Origin of the sequence: Flaviaestuariibacter flavus (assembly GCF_004337505.1) — a bacterium.
GTDB classification, from domain to species: domain Bacteria; phylum Bacteroidota; class Bacteroidia; order Chitinophagales; family Chitinophagaceae; genus Flavisolibacter; species Flavisolibacter flavus.
In genome coordinates this window covers 64776-85602 of sequence record NZ_SJZI01000009.1, presented here as the reverse complement: position 1 = coordinate 85602, position 20827 = coordinate 64776, and the positions used below count along the sequence as shown (strand labels likewise).

General features: G+C 43.4%; 13 protein-coding genes. 5 read left to right on the top strand and 8 right to left on the bottom strand.

What is annotated here, in order from left to right; all coding sequences use genetic code 11:
- Positions 1–60 precede the first annotated feature (60 nt).
- The 5 genes from EPD60_RS07125 to EPD60_RS07105 all read left to right on the top strand — a co-directional run bounded on the left by EPD60_RS07125 (position 61) and on the right by EPD60_RS07105 (position 6090).
- Positions 61–696 carry a DUF6088 family protein gene (locus EPD60_RS07125; protein WP_131448303.1) on the top strand — a complete coding sequence of 212 codons (636 nt, stop codon included), beginning with the start codon at positions 61–63 and terminating at the stop codon, positions 694–696.
- A 317-nt stretch (positions 697–1013) separates the two neighbouring features.
- The gene (locus EPD60_RS07120) at positions 1014–2699 is read left to right on the top strand and encodes an AAA family ATPase (RefSeq protein WP_131448301.1); all 1686 of its coding nucleotides are present in this window, start codon (positions 1014–1016) and stop codon (positions 2697–2699) included.
- A 1-nt stretch (position 2700) separates the two neighbouring features.
- Positions 2701–3771 carry a hypothetical protein gene (locus EPD60_RS07115; RefSeq protein ID WP_131448299.1) on the top strand — a complete coding sequence of 357 codons (1071 nt, stop codon included), beginning with the start codon at positions 2701–2703 and terminating at the stop codon, positions 3769–3771.
- Positions 3772–4011: 240 nt separating this feature from the next.
- A complete protein-coding gene (locus EPD60_RS07110) occupies positions 4012–5118 on the top strand; it encodes a Fic family protein (protein WP_131448297.1) in 1107 nt (368 codons plus the stop codon).
- Positions 5119–5208: 90 nt separating this feature from the next.
- Positions 5209–6090 (top strand): HNH endonuclease, encoded by an 882-nt coding sequence (locus tag EPD60_RS07105; protein ID WP_131448295.1) that lies wholly within the window; start codon positions 5209–5211, stop codon positions 6088–6090.
- A gap of 573 nt (positions 6091–6663) precedes the next feature.
- On the opposite strand, the gene EPD60_RS07100 is transcribed toward EPD60_RS07105, so the two are convergent.
- The 8 genes from EPD60_RS07100 to EPD60_RS07065 form a co-directional block, all read right to left on the bottom strand.
- On the bottom strand, positions 6664–7341 hold the full coding sequence (locus EPD60_RS07100; RefSeq protein WP_131448293.1) for a DUF3226 domain-containing protein: 678 nt from the start codon (positions 7339–7341) through the stop codon (positions 6664–6666).
- Positions 7338–12047 (bottom strand): AAA family ATPase, encoded by a 4710-nt coding sequence (locus EPD60_RS07095; protein WP_131448291.1) that lies wholly within the window; start codon positions 12045–12047, stop codon positions 7338–7340. The genes EPD60_RS07100 and EPD60_RS07095 overlap by 4 nt, the downstream gene beginning before the upstream one ends.
- A gap of 149 nt (positions 12048–12196) precedes the next feature.
- The gene (locus tag EPD60_RS07090; protein WP_131448289.1) at positions 12197–14317 is read right to left on the bottom strand and encodes a DUF262 domain-containing protein; all 2121 of its coding nucleotides are present in this window, start codon (positions 14315–14317) and stop codon (positions 12197–12199) included.
- A 21-nt stretch (positions 14318–14338) separates the two neighbouring features.
- A complete protein-coding gene (gene hsdR / locus EPD60_RS07085; protein ID WP_131448287.1) occupies positions 14339–16678 on the bottom strand; it encodes an EcoAI/FtnUII family type I restriction enzme subunit R in 2340 nt (779 codons plus the stop codon).
- Entirely contained in the window at positions 16675–17835 is a 1161-nt protein-coding gene (locus EPD60_RS07080; protein ID WP_131448285.1) for a restriction endonuclease subunit S, read from the bottom strand. The genes hsdR and EPD60_RS07080 overlap by 4 nt, the downstream gene beginning before the upstream one ends.
- On the bottom strand, positions 17832–19289 hold the full coding sequence (locus EPD60_RS07075; RefSeq protein WP_131448283.1) for a type I restriction-modification system subunit M: 1458 nt from the start codon (positions 19287–19289) through the stop codon (positions 17832–17834). The genes EPD60_RS07080 and EPD60_RS07075 overlap by 4 nt, the downstream gene beginning before the upstream one ends.
- Positions 19290–19333: 44 nt before the next feature.
- Positions 19334–20110 carry an HNH endonuclease signature motif containing protein gene (locus EPD60_RS07070; protein WP_131448281.1) on the bottom strand — a complete coding sequence of 259 codons (777 nt, stop codon included), beginning with the start codon at positions 20108–20110 and terminating at the stop codon, positions 19334–19336.
- Between the two features lies 1 nt (position 20111).
- Positions 20112–20825, bottom strand: coding sequence for an OmpA/MotB family protein (locus tag EPD60_RS07065; RefSeq protein WP_131448279.1), 714 nt, complete (start codon positions 20823–20825; stop codon positions 20112–20114).
- Between the last annotated feature and the right edge of the window lie 2 nt (positions 20826–20827).

The following is a 20827-nucleotide window of genomic DNA, read 5'->3' as shown; positions in this document are numbered from 1 at the left end:
TCTAAAAATTGAGACATTTTTAGTCGTTATAATGTCGCAATTATTTGCAAATTTGAGACAATGGAAGCGACCCATACTTATATCCGCGATTCCCTTTCCCGAAAAAAGAAAGGTGAACTTGTCTTTCCGACGGATTATAGGGGGAAGGGAACCCAGGCGGCCATCAACAAAGCGCTGGCCAGACTAGTAACCGAGGGGCGGCTAAAGCGGTTGGCACCTGGTATTTATTACTTGCCGAAAAAGGATCCAGTTTTGGGAGAGATAACACCCGGTGCTGACGAAGTAGCCCGGATGATCGCGCAAAAAGAAAAGGTTCGTATTCGTCCTACGGGCGCCTATGCCCTTCACCGGTTGGGCCTTACCACGCAGGTGCCAACTAAACTAGTTTACCTGACAAATGGTACGCCTCGCCAATTTACCATTGGAAAGATGTCGGTTCGCTTTAAGCCGACCACGCCTAAGAAGCTCGCCACGCGCGGTGAGATCAGCGGTCTTGTTATCCAAGCCCTGGAAGAACTGGAAACGGCACACATTGATTCAGGTATCGCGGATAAAATTTACGCCCTGCTCCTGCAGGAGTCGCCGCAAAATCTTGCTCATGACGTGAGCCTGGCACCGGCGCGTATTAACGACTTTATTGTAAAACTCCTAAAGGAAAAGTCTAAAGATGATCGGCTGGCTCACACAAGCAGCTGATGAGCAAAGATGGATAATGCTAAGTCAAGCGAAGTTGCCAGCGGTGTCCGGACCAAGGTAATTGCGAAAGATAGGTAGTGGCGCCCACGCTTAAAGCGCTTTTTACATCTGACTTTGGTTCTCATACCTGTTCGCCAGCAAAAAGGAGGGTCAGTTTACTCCGGCCAAAGCGGATCAGTTTGACCGGCTTATGGACTTGGTAAATGAATATGTTTTCTTTTCCAAATTAGTCAATATGTCGCTCCCTCTAGCGATGTATCAATATTTATTGCCGTTCACAAATATTTACATAATATTCGACCACTAACTAACTAAACATGGAGATCTGTTTTATCTGGGTAGAGCAGTTTCGTAATCTCACGGACTTCAATTTAAATCTCTCGAATTCTGTAAAATTTCAATACAATTCGTTAGATAATACGATCTCAAAGGTTGATATAACTCCATTGCCTCAATCTTTCTTTGGTCCATCCATCGATGAGGTTACTGGACTCATTGGTCGAAACGGTTCGGGAAAAAGCAATGCTATCGAATTAATATGCAAAGTTTTGAAAGGGGCGAAGACTTCATTAAATACAGACTTCATTTTGATTGTAAGGGATGGTGGAGCCTTTATTTGCTATCATTCGTTGAGGAATAGGTTGGATCCAGCGAAGGCTAGTTTCTCTATGATATTTAGGGAATACGAGAAAAGTATTAACCCATTGAAGGTCGTATATTTTACTAACGTTTATAATCATAGGAAGAGCGAGTTTGATAAAGAAGTAGCAGACATTTCGATTAACCGAAAACCAAGATCAACTAAAAAGAAAGAGATTTCAGACTTTGAAAAGCAAATTAAATTTATCGATTCGGATGAGTTTAAAGATTTAGAAATAAGTCTCCCTGTAGAGGTTTTATTTGCAAGTAAGGTGTGGACGCCTCGTCCGTACGCAGGGCGGGATTATTACAATGTAGATTTTAGCATAAGAGATAGCTTCGACGAAATTCGCAGGTTTCTTCGCGATAGAGTACGAAAGATTAATGATACCGGCAAGTTTGTATACACACTACGGTATGCATACTTTACGGACTTTATGGCCAAGTTTGTAGGCTTGGGGAACTTTGGGGAAGGGTTTGCGGAAAGTCTAAAAAAATTTGTTTCTGACATCACTGTTAGGGAGACAGAGTCGGCTACTGAAGCACTTCTAAATTTTATCCAAGACATCACTTGGAAAATGCCAAACGATTTAATCAGAAAGCTTACTGATTCAATTGGCGAACTCACATCTAGTGAGGCGTTCGACTTAATTCAAAAACAAATAGACTTCTTACGTGATATGCCCGGCTTTGTTCAGGAGATACTAAAAGAGCATAATACTGAGGGCGCGCGAGCTAAGAGTGTAGATTATTTTAGAGTGCACTATGAACGGAATGGCAAGGAGTTTATCAAACATTTTGTTGCGTTGTTCGGGGAATTAAAGGATGTTGATGTGAACTGGGTTGGGATAAGTTCCGGTGAAAAGGCCTACTTGAATTTGTTTTCATCGATCCGAAATGAAATTAGGTTTACTCGGCAGCCCAACCTTTTAATTTGTATTGATGAAGGTGACTTGTACCTCCATCCACGGTGGCAGACCGAATTTTTCGATAGATTATTGTTAGTACTTCCAAAAATATATTCTGGAAAAATTCAACTTGTTCTGACATCGCACTCGCCCTTTCTTTTATCTGATCTGCCGAACCAGTGCGTTACAATACTGGATACAAGCCAAACTAGTCAGTCCTTGGATGGAGTTCATTTAAAAATGAAAACCTTTGGCGGCAATCTTTATGACCTATATGCCGAGCCTTTCTTCTTAGGTAGAAAACGTATGAGTGATTTTGCATACCGGAAGATATCATCACTTGTGCTTGCTCTCGAATCGGATTCAGTGAATAAAAGGGAGAGAGCGACAGTTGGACAACTGGTTGATTTAATCGGAGATGAAGTTATAAGGTATAAATTGGAAAAGATGCTTTGAGATGATTAGGATTCAAGAACATTTAAACAGGGCTGATGCGGACGCATATCTTGAGAGCTTAGCGACAAAGCTTTGGGAAAATTTAAACAAGAAGCAAGCGAATGGTCGAATATACAAGGATAACTCTTTGATACAGAAGTGTCGCTTTTATCGGGACAAGACCACTGATAAAGAATATGTAAAGAAGTATGCCCATGATGATAAGTTAGAAGCACAAAGACACCGGGCATTTTTCAAGTATTTGCTCGCGGATAGGTATAAGGAACTTAAGCGCTTGATTATGTCAAAGCCGATGCAGTTGGACCAGGTGATTGCAGATGCTTATAATATATTAAAGCCTTCTGATGTCTATACTATGAAAGGCAATAAATATGAAAGTACTCCATTCGGGACACTTCTTTTGGGGTCCATTTTTAACTACAAGGCCTTTCGGAGCTCGGCCTTTTGTAGACAATTATTTTTGGATGTCGGATTCAAAAGCACAACTTGCCCTTACTGTAATGATAAGGAAGTACAAATTGTGCAGCTAACTATGAGTTCATCTAAAGCTTTAAAGCATAAGGCATATTTGGATTTAGACCACTTTTATTCTAAAGTCGCTAACCCATTTTTAGCGTTAAGTTTCTACAATTTAGTGCCCTCGTGTCACGATTGTAATTCTGCAGATAAAGGCGAGAAGCCATTTACCATATCTACTCACATACATCCATATTTCGAAGCTTTCGATGATGAATATGATTTCAAAGTTTCTTTGATGGTTTTACTTGGTGACCCAGTAGATAAGATTGATATCGTGCATAAAGGAAAGAAAGTTGGGGACAGGACATTGGTTGACCTTGAGCTAATGGCTCGGTATGACAATAATCGAGAGGGAGTAGAAGCCTTAGTGAAATTCTTTTTGAACCACAGACATAAGCTTGGAACTCCTGATGAGCAAATATTTATAGATGGCATCTTTGATCTGCATCAAACGCCGAGGATGAGGACACATATCTTAAAATTTCATCGAGGCAAGCTGAAGCGCGACACTTTAAAGCAACTTGATATAAGCAATAATTTGGGAATGGGTTGAAGAGAACCAGACGTCAGAGGTTTAATCAATTTTAAGCGATTAATCGGGATTACTATAACGGCCTGTTTATACTGATCTTTTCAAGGTGCTTTCAACTCAATTTGGATAACTACGCATTTTCGACGTGCTTTAAGTTTTACTGGGCTCGACGAATAGGAAGCCTAATCTCCGCATTTGGCGCGGTAAATAACAGCCGACTTGCAGAGAAAATCGGTATATTCACCGCATAAGGTGCGGAGTATGTACATCCATCAACACTCAAATTGGCCCAAGCTGACGTGGAATAAGCAGGCATTAGCCGAAAAGTTAGCGGGTGTGCGCTACCGCCAGGGCCGGCTGATTGGCCATATGGAAGCGCTCGGCTTGTCGCTCCGCAAAGAGGCGATGCTGCAGGCCCTCACCCAGGAAGTGATTAAAAGCAGCGAGATCGAGGGTGAATTGCTGGACCGCGACCAAGTGCGTTCTTCGATCGCTCGCCGGCTCGGAATACAGGTCGCTGGAACTGTATCGGCCGACCGGAATGTGGAAGGGGTGGTGGATATGATGCTGGATGCCACGCAGAATTCGTCAGCGCCACTTACCGACGAACGCCTCTTTGGCTGGCAGGCGGCACTCTTCCCAACGGGAAGGAGCGGTATGCACCGCATTACGGTAGGCGAATGGCGCACGGGCGCGAAAGGCCCAATGCAGGTGGTATCCGGTGCTATTGGAAAAGAGAAGGTACATTACGAAGCACCCGAAGCGAGCAAGGCGGCACAGGAGATGAAACTTTTTCTCGACTGGTTTAACGGAGCTTCTGATATCGATCCGGTACTGAAAGCCGCCGTCGCACATTTCTGGTTTGTGACCATTCACCCTTTTGAAGACGGTAATGGCCGCATCGCCCGGGCAATCGCTGACCTGCAGCTGGCCCGAGCAGATGAAAGTCCGCAGCGGTTTTATTCCATGTCGGCGCAGATCCGTAAGGAACGGAATGATTACTACGCGATCCTGGAAGCCACGCAGAAGGGTGGGCTGGATATTACGCCCTGGCTAGAATGGTTTCTCGGCTGCCTCGACCGGGCGCTGCTGGCCACGAATGACCTGCTGGCGAATGTGCTGATGAAGGCCAGGTTCTGGGAACGGTATGCTGGAATATCGCTGAATGAGCGCCAGCGCCTGATGCTGGACAGAATGCTAAACGGTATTGAAGGCAAGATGACTTCGTCCAAATGGGCGAAGATGGCAAAGTGCTCGCAGGACACAGCAGGGAGGGATATTCAGGACTTGGTTGGAAAAGGAGTGTTAATGAAAGAACAAGCTGGAGGAAGAAGCACTAGCTATATACTGGTTGAATGCGATAAGTGATCAATACAAAAAGCAGCATCCGCTTCTCAAATCTAAAGGCACTTCTCAACTTTCCTGACTAATTTCCAGGTGCCGAACCATTGGCATATTGTGGACCGACCATTCGAAATTCATAAAATCTACAAACGCTCATTGATTCACGATCAGTACGGCGGCAACCGGCAGGGTGGCATAGCTGCTTCAGCTCGCTATCCTTATATCTTTATTTTTTCGGGAAAGTCCGGGCATCAGCACGGCTATAAAGACCAATGGGAAAACCGGGATGTGTTCTCCTATACCGGCGAGGGGCAGCAGTCCGACATGCAGTTTATAAAAGGGAACCTGGCGCTGCGTGACCATATGAAAAGCGGAAAACGCATTTTCCTGTTTACCGAAGCACCCCTCCGCAGCCACGTTATCTTTGAAACCGAGGTTGAGTTGCGCGAGTTTGACTTTTTTATTGCTCCAGACCGAGATGGAGAGGACAGAACCGCGATCAAATTCTTTTTTCAGCGGGTGGGGAAACAGCTTGAGTACCCTAAAGACCTTTCCGCAGGCAGCTATGCAGCCGAGTACGATGCGGCTTTAGACTGGAATAAGCCCAATGAAACCGAGCGCAAGGGTCTGGTGACATCACGGGTGGGACAAGGTGCGTACCGGAAAAGCATATTATACCGCTGGGAGTTTCGATGTGCCGTGACGGGCTATAATAAAAAGGACATTTTGATAGCATCGCATATTGTTCCTTGGAACAAAGCTTCCAATGACCAACGCCTCGACGTAAACAACGGCATCTTGCTATCGCCGAATTATGACGCGTTATTCGACCGACACCTAATCAGTTTTGAAGACTCGGGGAAAATCATTCTTTCAGAATCGTTACTCCGAACAAACTATGACGAGCTCGGGATTACAGGGAGTGAGCGGGTAAAAGCGTTTTCCAAGGGAAATCTTGATTACCTGTGCTTACATCGACACAAGCTGCAGGTCTGATTGTCCATCGTTTCTTTTGATGCCACTGGGACACCAGCATGGTCAGATCCTTGTTCTGTAATTAGGCAAACCAGAATTTCTGTCGGTGTAGCACTAGTTTGCTCTAATCGGGTGAACACTTCTGTTCGCTCAAGGATCCTTCTGCATCGCCACTATCGGATACTCCTTTGATCTGTTCTATACTGCGCGGTCCATCAATAGATAGGGAGACGATCTCAGTGAAGCTGCAATGGTATTTAACCAGATTTATATTGCGGAGTGTGCGCCTTCTAGAGTGATGCAATAGCGTCAATTTGCATAGCCGAATACGGGAGTTTCTCTTAACTTTCAGTTTGCAATATCACCGTACTCTGCTTTAATATTTACTTAGCGAGCAACTGGAAGAAGTCGCACAATGACATGCTTGTTTGAAAGCTAGAGATTGCGCTTTGGTGTACAGGAGAAATCATATGATACGCGGTTTAATCATTCGAACGGTTTTGTATCCATCCTCGCGTTTGTCGTAAGTCTTTCTGTGGTTTCATGAGCAGGCTTCAACCTAAAAATATAGCCGCGGCTCCAGAATGTGAATTGTCATGGAGAAAGGGTTTCATTTAAAAATTCTTTCAATTTGTCTAAGCACGGTCTATCTAAATCCCACAAATCTTGTTTAAGATAATCCCTGCCTTCTTTATTGTTTACTTTGCCTAGCATCATATATGTATACCAATCTAGTTTTGTTTTATCGAAGCACTCAATCTCGCGGATGCCTTTCGGTTTATTTTCTGCAATTTGCTCTAAACATGACACATATGAGGACAGGCATGAATAAAACTGCTTTCCTCCATCACTAATACATTCAGTCAATAAGCTTTCTAAATTTCCGTCGTCAGAATTATTTGGAATTAAAAAGTACTTCACATCCAGACCATTCAGAAGTTGGTCTAAATAGGACTTCCTTTCTACATACCCACCGGCAGGATTTTTATGGTTTGGTGTATCGGTATCTAAAATCAATACATTTTCCAAACCTAATTCGTTATTTGGTTTTATTATAGTATCGACAAGACTTCTTAAACTTTTATTGCTAATTCCGCCCTGTCCTGTGTTAGGAGAGAACGTATGAATTTCTATTTCGTATACTTCATTCGAATACACACCTTTAAGCTTATTTAGGTCAGTAGTTATATTAATGTTGAATTGCTCCGCAATGAGATGACCAATAAAAATTAAATCGCCCTTTCCTTCAACATAAATCCTTAACTGCTTCATAGCTTATGACCTCTAAGTTCGAAATTGTTATCCATAGCATACTCGAAGCCGGAGAATTCACGTACAACAGGGACTATGTTTTTGTTCTTGACATGCCGTTCTAAGGTTATAATCCTTGTTCGATCCTTAATTTTTAAGTTGTTATGTTTCCTAACACTTTCTGAAAATTCTTTTAACCATTCTTCACTGTGGGTAGTAGCAAAAATTTGGACATTCAACTCTAATGCGACATCAAGGATGATCCGCGAGTATTCTTCGAACTTGGAATAGTGAATGCCTGCGTCTATTTCATCTATCATCAATTTGTTGTCTCTTGCTGCGTATAGTTGAACAAGTATTCTAAATAGCTTGTTTGCTCCTTCTCCATAATCGTAAAGGGGCATTGAGGTTTCGACGTTTCCATCGCTTTCACCTATAAGAATCGTTTTGCTATTCGGTTCGATGGATATATCTACTATCCTTGGGATGAATGTAGACATATGTCTAACAAAATGCTCCCTTACACTACGTTTAGAGCCGACCTCGTCAAAGTATACTTCAGACAGCTTATCTAAATACCCTTTTCCAAAAGGGATAAAGGGAATCTTTCTTATCGATGACGCTTGATTTAGGTCAAAAGAAATGTGATCTATTCTACTGCTAATTTTGATTCTGCTTCTCTTTTCCTTGATACCGATAAAAAGCCTAGGATCTGAATCTTTTATATCTTTTATTTCGGATAGTTCGAGGTTCGATGGATTTCTCACCTCATATGACCAAAAACGTCTTCCGTCTGCAATAGTAAATTCCAGTGTTTCACTCTTTGATATTTGATTAATGATTGCATTCAGGAGAGTTCTTGTATCCTTAAGGTCATATGTTGATGTATTGTTTCGTTGTTTGAATGTATATAAAGCATTTTCTAAAAAGACATCAGGTTCATGCGAAAACAATAGCCCTTCCAGCAATGACGTTTTACCACTGTTATTATTGCCTACTATAATATTGAATTGGCCAATATTCGCAATCTTCAATTCCCCGAAACGTCTAAAGTTTTTAATTGTAATTGATTTAAAGTGATGCGGCGGTGAGCTGGTTAAAACCTCGATCCTATCCGGGATTTCATTTAATTCATCAATTGTCCAGTGTCCATTCGATTGAGGAAAAGGAAATTGAAAACTATCAAATTCAATATTAATGCGCTCTAAAGCAAGCCCTTTGTCAATGGCCTCGTTTATCATCTGTCTGTATTTTGCCTTTGCCCACCTTTCTTTTAAAAATCCACAAACAAATTCGTCTCGACAGGTAAAAATCATTGTAGATAAGATCTCAGCCAACCTTTGGGCATCTTTGAATTCATTTTCTAGACGAGGCCCGATCTCGCTAATTAAATCATAGTTGCTTAGAATTGTTGCAGCGTGGAAAACGTGCTGAATTAGCTCCGTTTTTATCGGATGGCTGAACAACGTGTCACGAGACTGTTCAAACCCGCTCAAAATCTGTTTGCTAGCACTAACTGATTCGCCCTCTGAAATCTTCAAGCTAAGTAAGCGCCCTGACCAAAGTATTTTATCAATTTCGTTATTTTCATCATCCGCTTTTAGCAAATGAGCTTTTACATAGTCAGGGAAGTAATTTGGCTTTTCCGAGACGTTTACAATCTTCTCCCAAGCTTCTATACTGTTATTGTAGAGTTTGGATTCAAAGTACAATTGTCCTACCAACTTCCACAATTGAATGTCATTCTCATTCACGAAGCTTTCCAGAACAAATGCAACACTTCTTTTTTCTTCTATGTTTTTTACTCCAGAAATCCATACCGTCAACTTGTTGCTAAACTCGTTGTACCAGTCTATAGTTGAAATTGTATCACTTATGATATTTCTGAGTTCATAAATTTTCGAAACATCATCTTTTGTCCAAGGAATATCTTCCATTAACTTGGTAATAATGGCCCTCACCTCTTGTTTGTTCCCTTGCCGAACTCTTGTTGTTCTTTTGAAATTTTCCCAAGATTTACCGCGGAAATAACAGTCAGAAGCTTCTTCATAGTTTTGTGCCTTTTCAAAGTGAGAACCGGCTCTAATCCATTGTTTCCGAATTTTTTCTTTATACCCGAGACAATTATTAGCCTCGTTTACTTTACCTAACATAAGGAAAACGTTCGAGGCAACTACAAGTCTGCCGATATTCGAGTCGCTGATTCCTTGCTCCATGTCCTGTTTTGCGTTGAGTAACGCATCATCTGGCGTACTCTCTAAAATGGATTCAAGTCCTGTGTGAGGTTCAATCGGGAGGATCTCATTTATTTCCTCGTAGATTTCCCAAGCCTCAAAGTTATTTGGAGGTGATAGTAGGGGCTTCCAAAACTTATCGATTGATTCGCGTGAATCAATAATGACAAGTTCGTTTTGTGCTCTCGTTATTGCTACGTAAAGTTTATTGAAGAAAAAGCGCTTTTTAAAGTCAACATATTCGGCGGTCCAAGTCAAAGTCTGAAATTCCTTAAGAAAATATTCGCCAAATCCGAATACAACAACCTGAGAATATTCAGCCCCTTTGGCGTCGATACTGCTTTTCACATCAGTTATTTCTCCATTCGAAAGCAGTCTTTGACTCTGTCGATACTCATTTTCTTCATTCAAGTCGACAGGAACTATGAAAGTTTTAAACTTGAATTTTTTTATAAAAATTTCAGTGTTTGGTTCTTGTTCAACCCATTCCTTCGAGTGAAGAATTGGTATGGTCGCGCTAAGATTCACCCTTTTCGATTTTTGCGCTATGGCATTTTCTTCGCCAAGTGCTTTCATTCTAAAATTCTGTATTACGTTAGCAAGCCTAACTATAGGCTGTGAGGATCTGTAATTGAACTCCGGGTTGTAGGTTGACCTGGTCTTATCATATTTGAACTTCGCTTCACTAAATGCGTCAAAATACATCTGATGTAGACGCGTATCTGAGAATCCTGTAGGGCTTACTGTCTGCAATGCATCTCCAGCAAATACTACAGGAATTTGATCAGTTTCACTCAAATCATATGAGGTGAATAATGACGACTGTAAAATCAATCTTAATTCGATTCGAGTAAAGTCCTGCGCTTCGTCGCAGAAGACGACTACATATTGCTTTGGAAGTTTTGACGGGTAATACGTTCGAATTTTTCTTACAATTCTCGTCTTGTCCCAAAAGCCATCTTCATGTAGCTTGCGGAAAAAGCTATGGTATAGCTTTAAAATATCTGAGAAGCTATCATTGTCAACGATTCTAAATTTAGACGGGATGCCATTTTTGTCATCGGTATATTTATCTATAGTGTCAACAATCTCTATCTCATAATAGCCATAAACATATGTGGAGAAAACAAACCATACTTCTTCAGCTGAGTACCGTTTTGATATTGATGGAGATTCGTTGAATATATCTTTGAATCTCGCGAAATCTAAATATTTGTTTTCGGTGAAGTTTTCACGCTCTTCCTCGGGTAAAATATCTAATAGATAATTTTTAAACGATGTAAAATACGCTCTTGCGTTATCCCTTTCCTCCAATGTAAAACCAACGCTATATTCTGGGTTGCTACTTAGCAGACCTATAATTGCCTGAGCTGTCTTATCTAATAGATTCTCATTTTCAGTTAAGAAAATAATGTTACCGGTAAATTGGCCGAGTACCTTATAGAAGAACACATTAGCGAAAAGATAATACAGCATGGTCGACTTTCCACTTCCAGCTTGTCCGTTGATATATGCAGGAAACTTGAAATTATTAAGAAATTCAACCTGTTCAGGTAACAAGGAGAGGTTGTGCGAGCCTTCGTAGCGCTGTATTGCTATCCACAGATCTTCGTTATCATTTGTAATGATCCATTTCGGATATGCTCGAAATGCATCTTTGCTTATCTCAAGTAGGTCGGGCCGAATGGGATGTTTCCTCTTCGCAATATTTTCTATGGCGTTTTGCCAACGCTGGGGCTGATCTTTTATTATTGCCCCATCATGTATTACAACGACGCGTTTGCCGGCAACATCGGAGAAGTCGCTGTATATAATACCTATTTCAAATGGTTCATGAATCGCTGTAAATACTTTATTGTCGTCGTCAATACATTCGATCTTGACCTTTGATAGTTCACTTTCGTTATTTAAGACAGCTTTTATAGTATCTCTGAAAAAGAGGATATACTTCTCTTGCAGACCGTTTTCCGATGTTCGATCACTAGTATAATTGACCCAAGCTTCTCTTTCATAAACGTCAAAGTCAATCTTGATCTTAAAGTCCTGTATCCAACTAGTTATGTCAGGCGGTAAACTTGGAAGGTTATGTGTCTCTTCGAGTCGAGATTGAAATTTCGCTTTAAAGGTCTCAACTTCAAACGATGGCAACGGGTTCTTGGATAACCATTCGCCGCTGGTGAGTTGAGGATGAATGATGGTGCCCCAGAAATAGTCAAAGCTTTTTTTCGATACGAAGTCTCGCACGAAGTAAACGCTGACCTTTGATCCGTTGATGTCGACCCATTGAGGTTCGATAATCGTTCGACAGGTATTTCCCTTTACAAATTTTAAAACCAGTATACCTTTTGAATACGAGTCAATAGAGTTTAACCCCTCTGGTTTATCTATTGCTCGGATTTCTTCTAGCTTGTTAAATACCAGACCTTTCTTAGGATCGTTTTTTATTTTCTCTATGAACTCCGTAGTAAAATGCAAGTAATGTCCAACGTTCATCTTCAGTGTTTGATGTCTTAAGTTATTTTATATCGGGGTCATACGTCCGCCTATGGCCCGATTAATGCTCAAAATCTAACGTTTTATAAGGTCCCAATGAACTGATAGAATATTTACATTAACTACAGAATTACAAGGAGCCTTTTTTGTTATTCTGTAGTCTCTTTGACTAGGAAACTGATGTTTAATAGTTCAAGTTTATCATTAACTGATTCAAATCGAAGGTCCCAACGGCGTTCCATAAAATCGAGCATATCAATCCCTCTTTCCATTATCTCATTAGCGGACCATATTGGTTTCATCGAAACTTCGATCTCACTGTGAGACCCATTGTGATAGCCCATCCGCACTTGATTCCCTTTCTCATCTAACTTCGCCACTTTCTTTTCGTCGAAGCAGTCATTTTGAAGGCTCGAGTTGATGCTTCGAGACAATGGTAGTAGGTTTCCTAGCGTGCCTTGCAGTCGGCTGATTTCATTTTTTGTATGCCCTTTTAAAATTGCCTTCCAACACGATTTGGTGGGCGTTTGGGGTAAGATATGTTCGATGGATACTTTATCACCTTCATTCTTTACGAATAAGGACCAATCAATCTTTTGGCTGCCACGATGCCGAACTAAGTCCATTTCATATTCATAAAGGAAATATCTGAGGCCATTCCACCAATAGAATCCGCCTCCATTTTGAAAGTGTTTATCTACATATTTTTTGAAAAATCCATAGTCAAACCATTTTGCTGTTTCACCCTCATTTGAATAGAAGCTGAATCCAAGTCGTATATCTAACAAATTGATGACTGCGTCAACAGTCCATTCGCCTTTACGTAACAGACGAGCAGCGCGATAAAATTCGCTATTACGATAATTCGAAAAAGCACCTTTTAGGCGGAAAGCGATGAAAATTAATCGTTCAATCGCTTTGAATAGTTTTATCCGATCTTTTACCTCAATTGTATCATTCAAAAATGAAGAAGTGACGAGAGGGCGGAAGTAAGAAATACCTATACGATTCAGCCTGTCAATCCACAGTTGCTCATCTGCTTTAAGCTGACTATTGCCCACTGGATTGAAAGAGTTGTACCAATGCACTGCTGCCGATTTAAGACTGTTAACGTAGTCTTCAATCTCTTTCGGCCTAAGTTTCGCTCCTCGCACTGTAGCTGTGTCTTCATCTTCAACAGTATCTTCGTCTCCGTCATCTTCGGTTTCCGACAACACTTCAAATCCTTCCAAGTCATAGACCGGAATATCAATCTTATCAAAAATGTTTTTAGGGGTGAATTGGTCATTCAATAAGAAATTGATATAATCGTCACCTTTCTGTCTGGAGTATTGGAAGTACATGATCCAATGGGCAACGAGGAAATCATCGTCGTTCAATGGATAATTTTTGTTCCTACCTAATTGATAATATACCTCCTTCCAAGCATCATCTATTTTAGTTCGCAACGAAATACGGTCGTCTTCTTTCAGATCATGTGGTTCGTATAAAGTTGTCAAATAAATCAGGCGATTTTTGAGCAGTTCGAGGTTGGATAGTTTTTTCCCACGGTTATTCATTGTTTCAAATGCAACAAATACATCAAAGTCCTCTTCTATTTCATAGACGTTGAATCTGAAGTTGACAGTCATTTTCCTGAAGAGCTCTACGACATCATCCTCGCCACTATGTGTCAAAACGCCCCGAAGCTTTTCTTTGAAAAACTTTTTCGCATTCTCAAGGTTCAGCGTATAAAACGTCTCATCTACTGTTCCGCTATTGTCCTCGTTGAAAATTCTATATCTCAGAAAGCGAAAACTCGGGTTGTCACTTTCATATCCAAATTTATAGGTCCGGATAATATTATGTGGAGGCTTACTTATCAACAAGTAAGTTTCTCTAATGTCCTTTATCGAATAGGAACCAATATAAATATCCGACTCATGCAAGTCTCGGTTTTGCGGCAAGGAGCCAACTACCTCTACCAATGATTGAATGAAGATAATTGACGTCGTCAGTCGCTGTTGACCATCAACTACATAATATGCTTTGTAGCCCCTCTCTTTCAAAAGCCAATGTTCCTCATTCCATTTATCCGAGAGACTAATTTCTGACGGTACGAGCTTTACCGTTAATACTCCGGTGTAATGCTGTTTTGATTCATGTAAGTTGTGTAGATCGTCCCAAAAGTCCTTTAACTGGTTGGGCGTCCATGCATAACCTCGTTGGTAATCTGGAATACGGTAAAGTGTGTTTGAGAATATTTCACTTAAGGACTTTAAAGCAGCCATATCAAAATGATTTTTTTAGTATCAGGCGGTTCTATTTGAATATAATTCCTTTTGAAACCCAACAAACAACTCGCGAATTCGTGCCACGCCACCAAGGCGCTCAGCCGCCTCGCTTACTTCATTGTATTTGAGCTCCAGAAGGTGTGGTAGCTGTTCCTGGTCCAACTCGTCCACCCCGGCCTGCACATACTGGTGCAATACGAAATCAATGAACTCGCGCTGTTCAGGAGAAAGCAGGGCGTGGATATTCGTCTTAGCGGCCGTAGCGCGCTCTTCGCGTGTAATTGGTGTGCGGGAATAGGAGATGAACTCCAGCACATCGAAAATGTCTGAATGCTCCGCATCGATTGCTTTTTGCAGGGAAGCAAAGGCGTCCCGGTCAAAGCCGGCTTCTGCAAGGCGACCCAGAAGCACTTTGCGGGTCATGGGGTTGCTCCAGATGCGGCGTAACTCTTCTTCGCTCTTGAACAGCTCTGGCAGCTTGCCATATAGGCTGTTTAGGAATTCCTGTACGCTCATAGGCTTACCGTCTGGACCCATGAAGGTGGTGCTAACCTGATGGCTGATCTGCACTTCTTTACCATTAGCCAGCTTCACTTTTACTTTCTTAGGGCGTGGCACCGGTTCGTAACCGCCCGGAGGATCTTCAACGCCATTGGGTTCAGGCTCGACCGGGTCGGGCTTTGGCTTCGGGTCGATCTCTACCGGCTCGATAGGCTCGCCATCCCACTCCGGGTCGTTGAAGCGCTCAGAGGCATTCACGAAATCGTAGATAGTAAAGAAGTTTTTGCCGTCAAAGAGACGGGTGCCCCGGCCAACGATCTGCTTAAACTCTACGATGTTGTTGACGGGGCGCAATAGCACGATGTTGCGCACGTTGCGGGCGTCGACACCCGTGGAAAGCTTTTGCGAAGTGGTGAGGATGGTGGGAATATTCTTTTCGTTGTCCTGGAAGTCGCGGAGGTAACCTTCTCCGAGCTCCCCGTCGTTGGCAGTAACGCGCACGCAGTAAAGCAGGTTCGGGTTCCTCGCGACTTGGTTAATGAGGTCGCGCACGAGGGCGGCGTGTTCCTGAGTAGCGCAGAATATAATTGCCTTCTCTTTCCGGTCGATGAGGCCCATGAAGATTTCCACGCGCTTGCGCTCGCGGGCAACTATCTCAATTGTCCTGTTAAAGTCTTTTTCGGTGTAGGTTTTGCCTTCTTCGATCTCACCTTCGACAATATTATCGTCGGAGGTATAGGTGTACTCGTCGAGGGAGGTGCGAATCTGCTTCACCTTGAAGGGCGTCAGGAAACCATCGTTAATGCCATCTTTGAGCGAGTAGATAAATACGGGTTCGCCAAAGTATTTGTAGGTGTCGGCGTTGATGGTGCGCTTTGGCGTGGCGGTGAGGCCGATCTGCACGGCTGGCGCGAAGTATTCGAGGATGGCGCGCCAGGTGCTTTCGTCATTGGCGCCGCCACGGTGGCATTCGTCTACGATGATGAGGTCGAAATAATCGGGTGGGTACTGGCCAAAGTAAGGAACAGGATTGCCTTCCTTATCCTTCCCGCTCATAAAGGTCTGGAAGATGGTAAAGAAGAGGGCGCCATTGATGGGCACCCGGCCCTGCTTCTTGATCTCGTTGGGTTTGATGCGCACGAGGGCATCTTCAGGGAAAGCTGAAAAGGCATTAAAGGCCTGGTTGGCCAGTATGTTTCGGTCCGCGAGGAACAGGATTCTGGGACGGCGGGCACCGTCGTATTGGCGGTTCCAGCGGGTATGAAACAGTTTCCAAGCAATTTGAAAAGCGATGAAGGTTTTACCGGTACCAGTGGCGAGCGTGAGCAGGATGCGGTCCTTACGCTGCGCAATGGCATCAAGGGCGCGCTCCACGGCCAGCTCCTGGTAAAAGCGTCCGCCCATGGTACCGCCTTTGTCCTCAGCGGGCTGCTCGTCGAACTTGTCCTGCCAATCGTTGGTGGTTGGGAAGGCTTTATCCCAAAGTTGCTGTGGGGAATGAAAGTCTGGCACGGTGCCTTCATGCGGCGAATCAAGGTTGATGTAGTAAATCTCCTTGCCGTTGGCTGCATAAGCGTTATCGAGCTGCAGCTTGAGCGCATAAGCCTTTGCTTGTGCCACGCCTTCGCCCACCACACGCTCATCGCTCTTGGCCTCCACTACGGCCAACTTGCGGCCCCGGTACGCCAACAGGTAATCGGCTATAAGTGGCTTTTCGCGCCCGCCGCCCGCGCGGATCTTTCCGGCCGTAAGGTGGTACTCGCGGTGTACCTTCACCTCAGGGTCCGCCTTGCTGTCCCAGCCGGCTTCTTTGAGCTGCGGGTCGATGAGTTCCGCGCGGGTTTCGGCTTCGTTCATGCGAGTTCGAGTTTGGGAGTGGTGAGTTGGCCGGAGAAGGCTTCGTTGAGTAAAGTAGATTTAAGACTTTCCATCTTATCTAGCTTTGTCTTATAGACTCTAATTAGGTCTTTGGTATGTTTTTCTATGGCGTACAATGATCTAACGAAATCCTTCTGCTCTTTCAAAGTCGGAAACAATATTTCAAGAGATTGGATTACAGGAAGTTTTAAAAATTTTGTACCCGCACCAACTGATTTTTCTTTCAAATTTGCCAAGCTTCTTTCCATTTGATAAAAGAGAAACCTATAATCAAGCTCAACTTTCGGCTTAATAGTTATCACATAGGTTCGCTGATAAGCATTAAACTTCCCTTTATAATGCTTGACGTTGAAATCACCTACGGCGTTATTTCCTGCCAATAATATTGCTTCACAGTCAAAAGCATAAGTATCGATACGCGACACCTCACGTGAGCAAGTAAAAAATGGAAATTCGCCCCCCTCATTTGCAGCGTTGGCGTTGAGTTTTCCCGTACACAAATTAACCAATTCGCCGAGTTGCTGACTTCCATTGAAATCGCGATTTAGCGAGACGCTGTAAAGCTCCCGCGCATTCTGCAGGTTCCTTTCCACGTTGGCTTTAGCTTTGTCGATGGCGGCAAAGGCTTCATCGAGGGTGGCGACGATATGTTTTTGTTCATTGATTGACTGGGGATAAGGTAGTTCGAAGTTTTCAATGAACTCTTTCGATACTCTTTTATGCCCTACTGCCCCGGACATATTTTGCGCACCCTCTTCGCGGAATCGCGGTTGCGACAAAAAATAAAACAGGTATTCCGCAATAACATTGCTTTTGGGACGGAAGACGATGTATTCGCTTGATCCAAATCCAACGCCATTTTTTAACCCTTCAGCAATGCCAAGTTTCCCATTTTCAAAGCAAGGAGTGATTTTTGCCAATAGGACGTCACCGTCAGCAAAATATGTATAACTTCCTATGACATCTTTTAGTTGCTTCTCTTTGACTGCCGTTACTGACTTTGTCGCTACTCCCAAATCTTCCATGGGTAAGAAACTTACAAAGTCCTTATTAGAAAGACTATCCTTTGCCTCGCTTTTCGAAGGCTTAATCTCGAACAGGTCTGATAGACGGCCTTTAACCCACCCCTCCATCATATCATCTCTATTAACGAGTTAAGAATATCATTTGTCTCCTCATCCAGGGATTTCATTTCCTCCAGTATTTCTCTTGGCTCTCTCAACTGTTTTTCCTCTTTCCGGTTCGGGTTCTTCACACTCAGGTCATAGGCCGCGGTATCAACGTCGGCAATCTTCACCGTCCAACTGTTTTCGCTGCTAGCTTTCGTGGGCTGCAGTTTTACAAAATCTGCCAGGTCCCTTTCATTAAGTGGGTTGGTCTTGCCCAGGTTGCGGCCGGGCGCCAGCTGGTAGTACCAAATCTTGCGGGTGGGTGCTCCCTTATCAAAGAAGAGCACTACCGTCTTTACACCAGCGCCGGTAAATGTGCCGCCGGGTAGGTCGAGGATCGTGTGGAGGTTGCAGCTTTCGAGCAGGTGGCGCCGGAGGGCAACGGACGCGTTGTCGGTATTACTCAGAAAGGTATTTTTGATAACGATACCGGCCCGGCCACCCGCGCGAAGGATTTTAATGAAGTGCTGCAGGAAAAGGTAAGCCGTTTCTGAGGAGCGGATGGGAAAGTTTTCCTGCACCTCGGCGCGCTCCTTTCCGCCAAAAGGCGGGTTGGCCAGCACAATGTCAAAGCGATTCTTCTCCTGGATGTCGGCCAGGTTCTCGCTCAGCGTGTTGGTGTGCACGATATTGGGCGCCTCCACGCCGTGGAGGATCATGTTCATGGTGCCGATAACGTACGCCAGTGCTTTCTTTTCCTTTCCGTAAAAGGTTTTGGACTGCAGCATCTTGTCCTGCGCAACAGTGCGCTTCGGGTGGCGCTCCTTCAGGTATTCAAAGGCTTCGCAAAGGAAGCCGGCCGAGCCGGATGCGCCGTCATAAATGGTCTGCCCCAGGTCGGGCGCCACCACTTTGATAATGGTGCGAATGAGCGGGCGGGGCGTATAATATTCGCCGCCGTTGCGGCCGGCATTGCCCATGTTCTGGATCTTACCCTCGTAGAGGTGGCTCATTTCGTGCTTCTCAGCAGAGGTGCGAAAGCGCAGTTGATCCACTAGGTTAATGACTTCGCGTAGGTTATAACCGCTCTGGAGCCGGTTCTTGAGCTCAGTGAAGATCTCGCCGATCTTGTACTCAATGGTATCGGGGCCGGTAGCCGTTTGCCGGAATTTCTGGAGGTAGGGAAAGAGCTGCCCGTTCACGAAGTCGCGCAGGTCGTCACCGCCTAGGGCTTTGTGGTGGTCCAGTTTGCCATCTTTAGTCTTGGGTGCTGCCCAGGTACTCCAACGGAACTTTTTGTCGATGATCTCTGAGTATTCTTTTCCGGCGAGTTCCGCTTTTGTCCGGCGGTCTTTTTCAAGGTCGTCGAGGTATTTGAGAAAGAGAATCCAGGAGGTTTGCTCCACGTAATCGAGCTCGGAGCCGCAGCCCGCGTCTTTGTGGAGAATGTCGTCGATGTTTTTGAAGGTTTGTTCGAACATATGATTTAAAATCTTCTTTAAAGATCAGAGATATATTGATTTCCTCATGCAGTTAGTTGTTCTCGATATTTGTTTACGAAGTTTTCGATTTCCTTCTGAGAACGCCGTCGCCGAAAGTTTTCCTCGTGTCGTTGATCGACTTGCGAATGACACAAGACACATAAACACTGTAAATTAAGAGGTGCGTTATTAAGCTTGTTTCCATCACGATGATGAGTCTGGATAAACCGCTTGTCTGCCGCCACCGTTATTTGTAATCCACAAGATTCACAGGTATACTCTTTAGCTTGACGATAAGCTCGGCTAATTTTTTCCCAATTAAGAACATAGCCAAATAAATCAACTTCCACATCTTGGTTCAGCGTTGTCTCTTCTTCATAATTTAAATCAAAAAAGCCTCCTGTTGTCGTAAATTCTTGCACTCCAGCTTGCTGTCGACAGTTGCCACAAAGGCTTAGTTCAACCTCTTCAAATACCTGATGTGTTGATCTGTCCTCAAGACTAACTACATTCGAATTATGCCAGAAATAACGACCGTCGAAACTGCCATTGGCGCGCTGCTTGTCGATAGTTGCACAATTGGTGATGTGAAATTTTGGCAATCCGTATCTAATGATGTCAGGAAATTTGAGGTACATGTAACCTTTATAAGTTTGACCATCAATCGTGAAATAAATCCCGTCAACATCAAAGTTTAAGTTTCCAGCACGCTCTTCTGAAGTTAAATCGCGACGCATGATGCGAACACTTGAGGTCTCCACGTCCGGATAGCCAAGTTCGGTTAGCTTAAGAGCGAGATTTTCAAAGGCGTATAGGCTCATATTAGCTTATCCTTTTAATAATTTTTTCCACGAGAACATCACTTGTTGTAACAATACGAAACTCAACCCGTCTCGATTTTACTTTGTCAATAGGTTTGCCTGAAAATTGAGTGAATTTCTTATCGTCATCTAACGTGCGACCAAAAGACAATCCATTCGCTGTTAACCAGTATTGAAGTCTCTGCTCGTCGTTTCGTGATAATTGACGGTAAGATGTTAGCGATCTTAAGAATTGCAATACTCTCCGTGATCGGTCTTGCGAAAGTTTCACATTGTCGATATAAGGGTCGTTACTCTCATGAATCGGTACATCATCAGTATGCCCTTCTATTCTAATTTCTGCAATTTTGTCTTTGTATCGTTCCTTCAGTACAATAGAAAGGTATTTCGGAAAAAAATCTGATAGAATCTCTTGGAATTTTGGTGTTACATCTGATTTCCCTGATGGAAAGAGAACTTCTGGGTTAGTAAATTTGATTGACAGGTCACGGTCGAGTTCTAAATTCCATTTCCTGAAGTCGTTTGCGAATGTTGTCTGCAGTTCATTGTACAAGTCTTCTTTTGTTTTTTTGTATTCTTCGAAAATCTTGTCTTGCTCTTTCTTTTGAACTTGAACTAGTCCCATATAAGCAAGAGAAATAAACATGAATATGACCATGAGAACCGTCATCAAGTCGGCGTACGGAATCCAGAAACTTTCTTTTTTGGCGCTCATAA

Excerpts from the sequence above, each read along its gene's own strand:
- EPD60_RS07065 (WP_131448279.1), bottom strand. The coding sequence starts at position 20,825 with ATGAGCGCCAAAAAAGAAAGTTTCTGGATTCCGTACGCCGACTTGATG.
- EPD60_RS07095 (WP_131448291.1), bottom strand. The coding sequence starts at position 12,047 with ATGAACGTTGGACATTACTTGCATTTTACTACGGAGTTCATAGAGAAA.
- EPD60_RS07110 (WP_131448297.1), top strand. The coding sequence starts at position 4,012 with ATGTACATCCATCAACACTCAAATTGGCCCAAGCTGACGTGGAATAAG.
- hsdR (WP_131448287.1), bottom strand. The coding sequence starts at position 16,678 with ATGAACGAAGCCGAAACCCGCGCGGAACTCATCGACCCGCAGCTCAAA.
- EPD60_RS07125 (WP_131448303.1), top strand. The coding sequence starts at position 61 with ATGGAAGCGACCCATACTTATATCCGCGATTCCCTTTCCCGAAAAAAG.
- EPD60_RS07115 (WP_131448299.1), top strand. The coding sequence starts at position 2,701 with ATGATTAGGATTCAAGAACATTTAAACAGGGCTGATGCGGACGCATAT.
- EPD60_RS07075 (WP_131448283.1), bottom strand. The coding sequence starts at position 19,289 with ATGTTCGAACAAACCTTCAAAAACATCGACGACATTCTCCACAAAGAC.
- EPD60_RS07100 (WP_131448293.1), bottom strand. The coding sequence starts at position 7,341 with ATGAAGCAGTTAAGGATTTATGTTGAAGGAAAGGGCGATTTAATTTTT.
- EPD60_RS07070 (WP_131448281.1), bottom strand. The coding sequence starts at position 20,110 with ATGAGCCTATACGCCTTTGAAAATCTCGCTCTTAAGCTAACCGAACTT.
- EPD60_RS07120 (WP_131448301.1), top strand. The coding sequence starts at position 1,014 with ATGGAGATCTGTTTTATCTGGGTAGAGCAGTTTCGTAATCTCACGGAC.
- EPD60_RS07080 (WP_131448285.1), bottom strand. The coding sequence starts at position 17,835 with ATGATGGAGGGGTGGGTTAAAGGCCGTCTATCAGACCTGTTCGAGATT.
- EPD60_RS07090 (WP_131448289.1), bottom strand. The coding sequence starts at position 14,317 with ATGGCTGCTTTAAAGTCCTTAAGTGAAATATTCTCAAACACACTTTAC.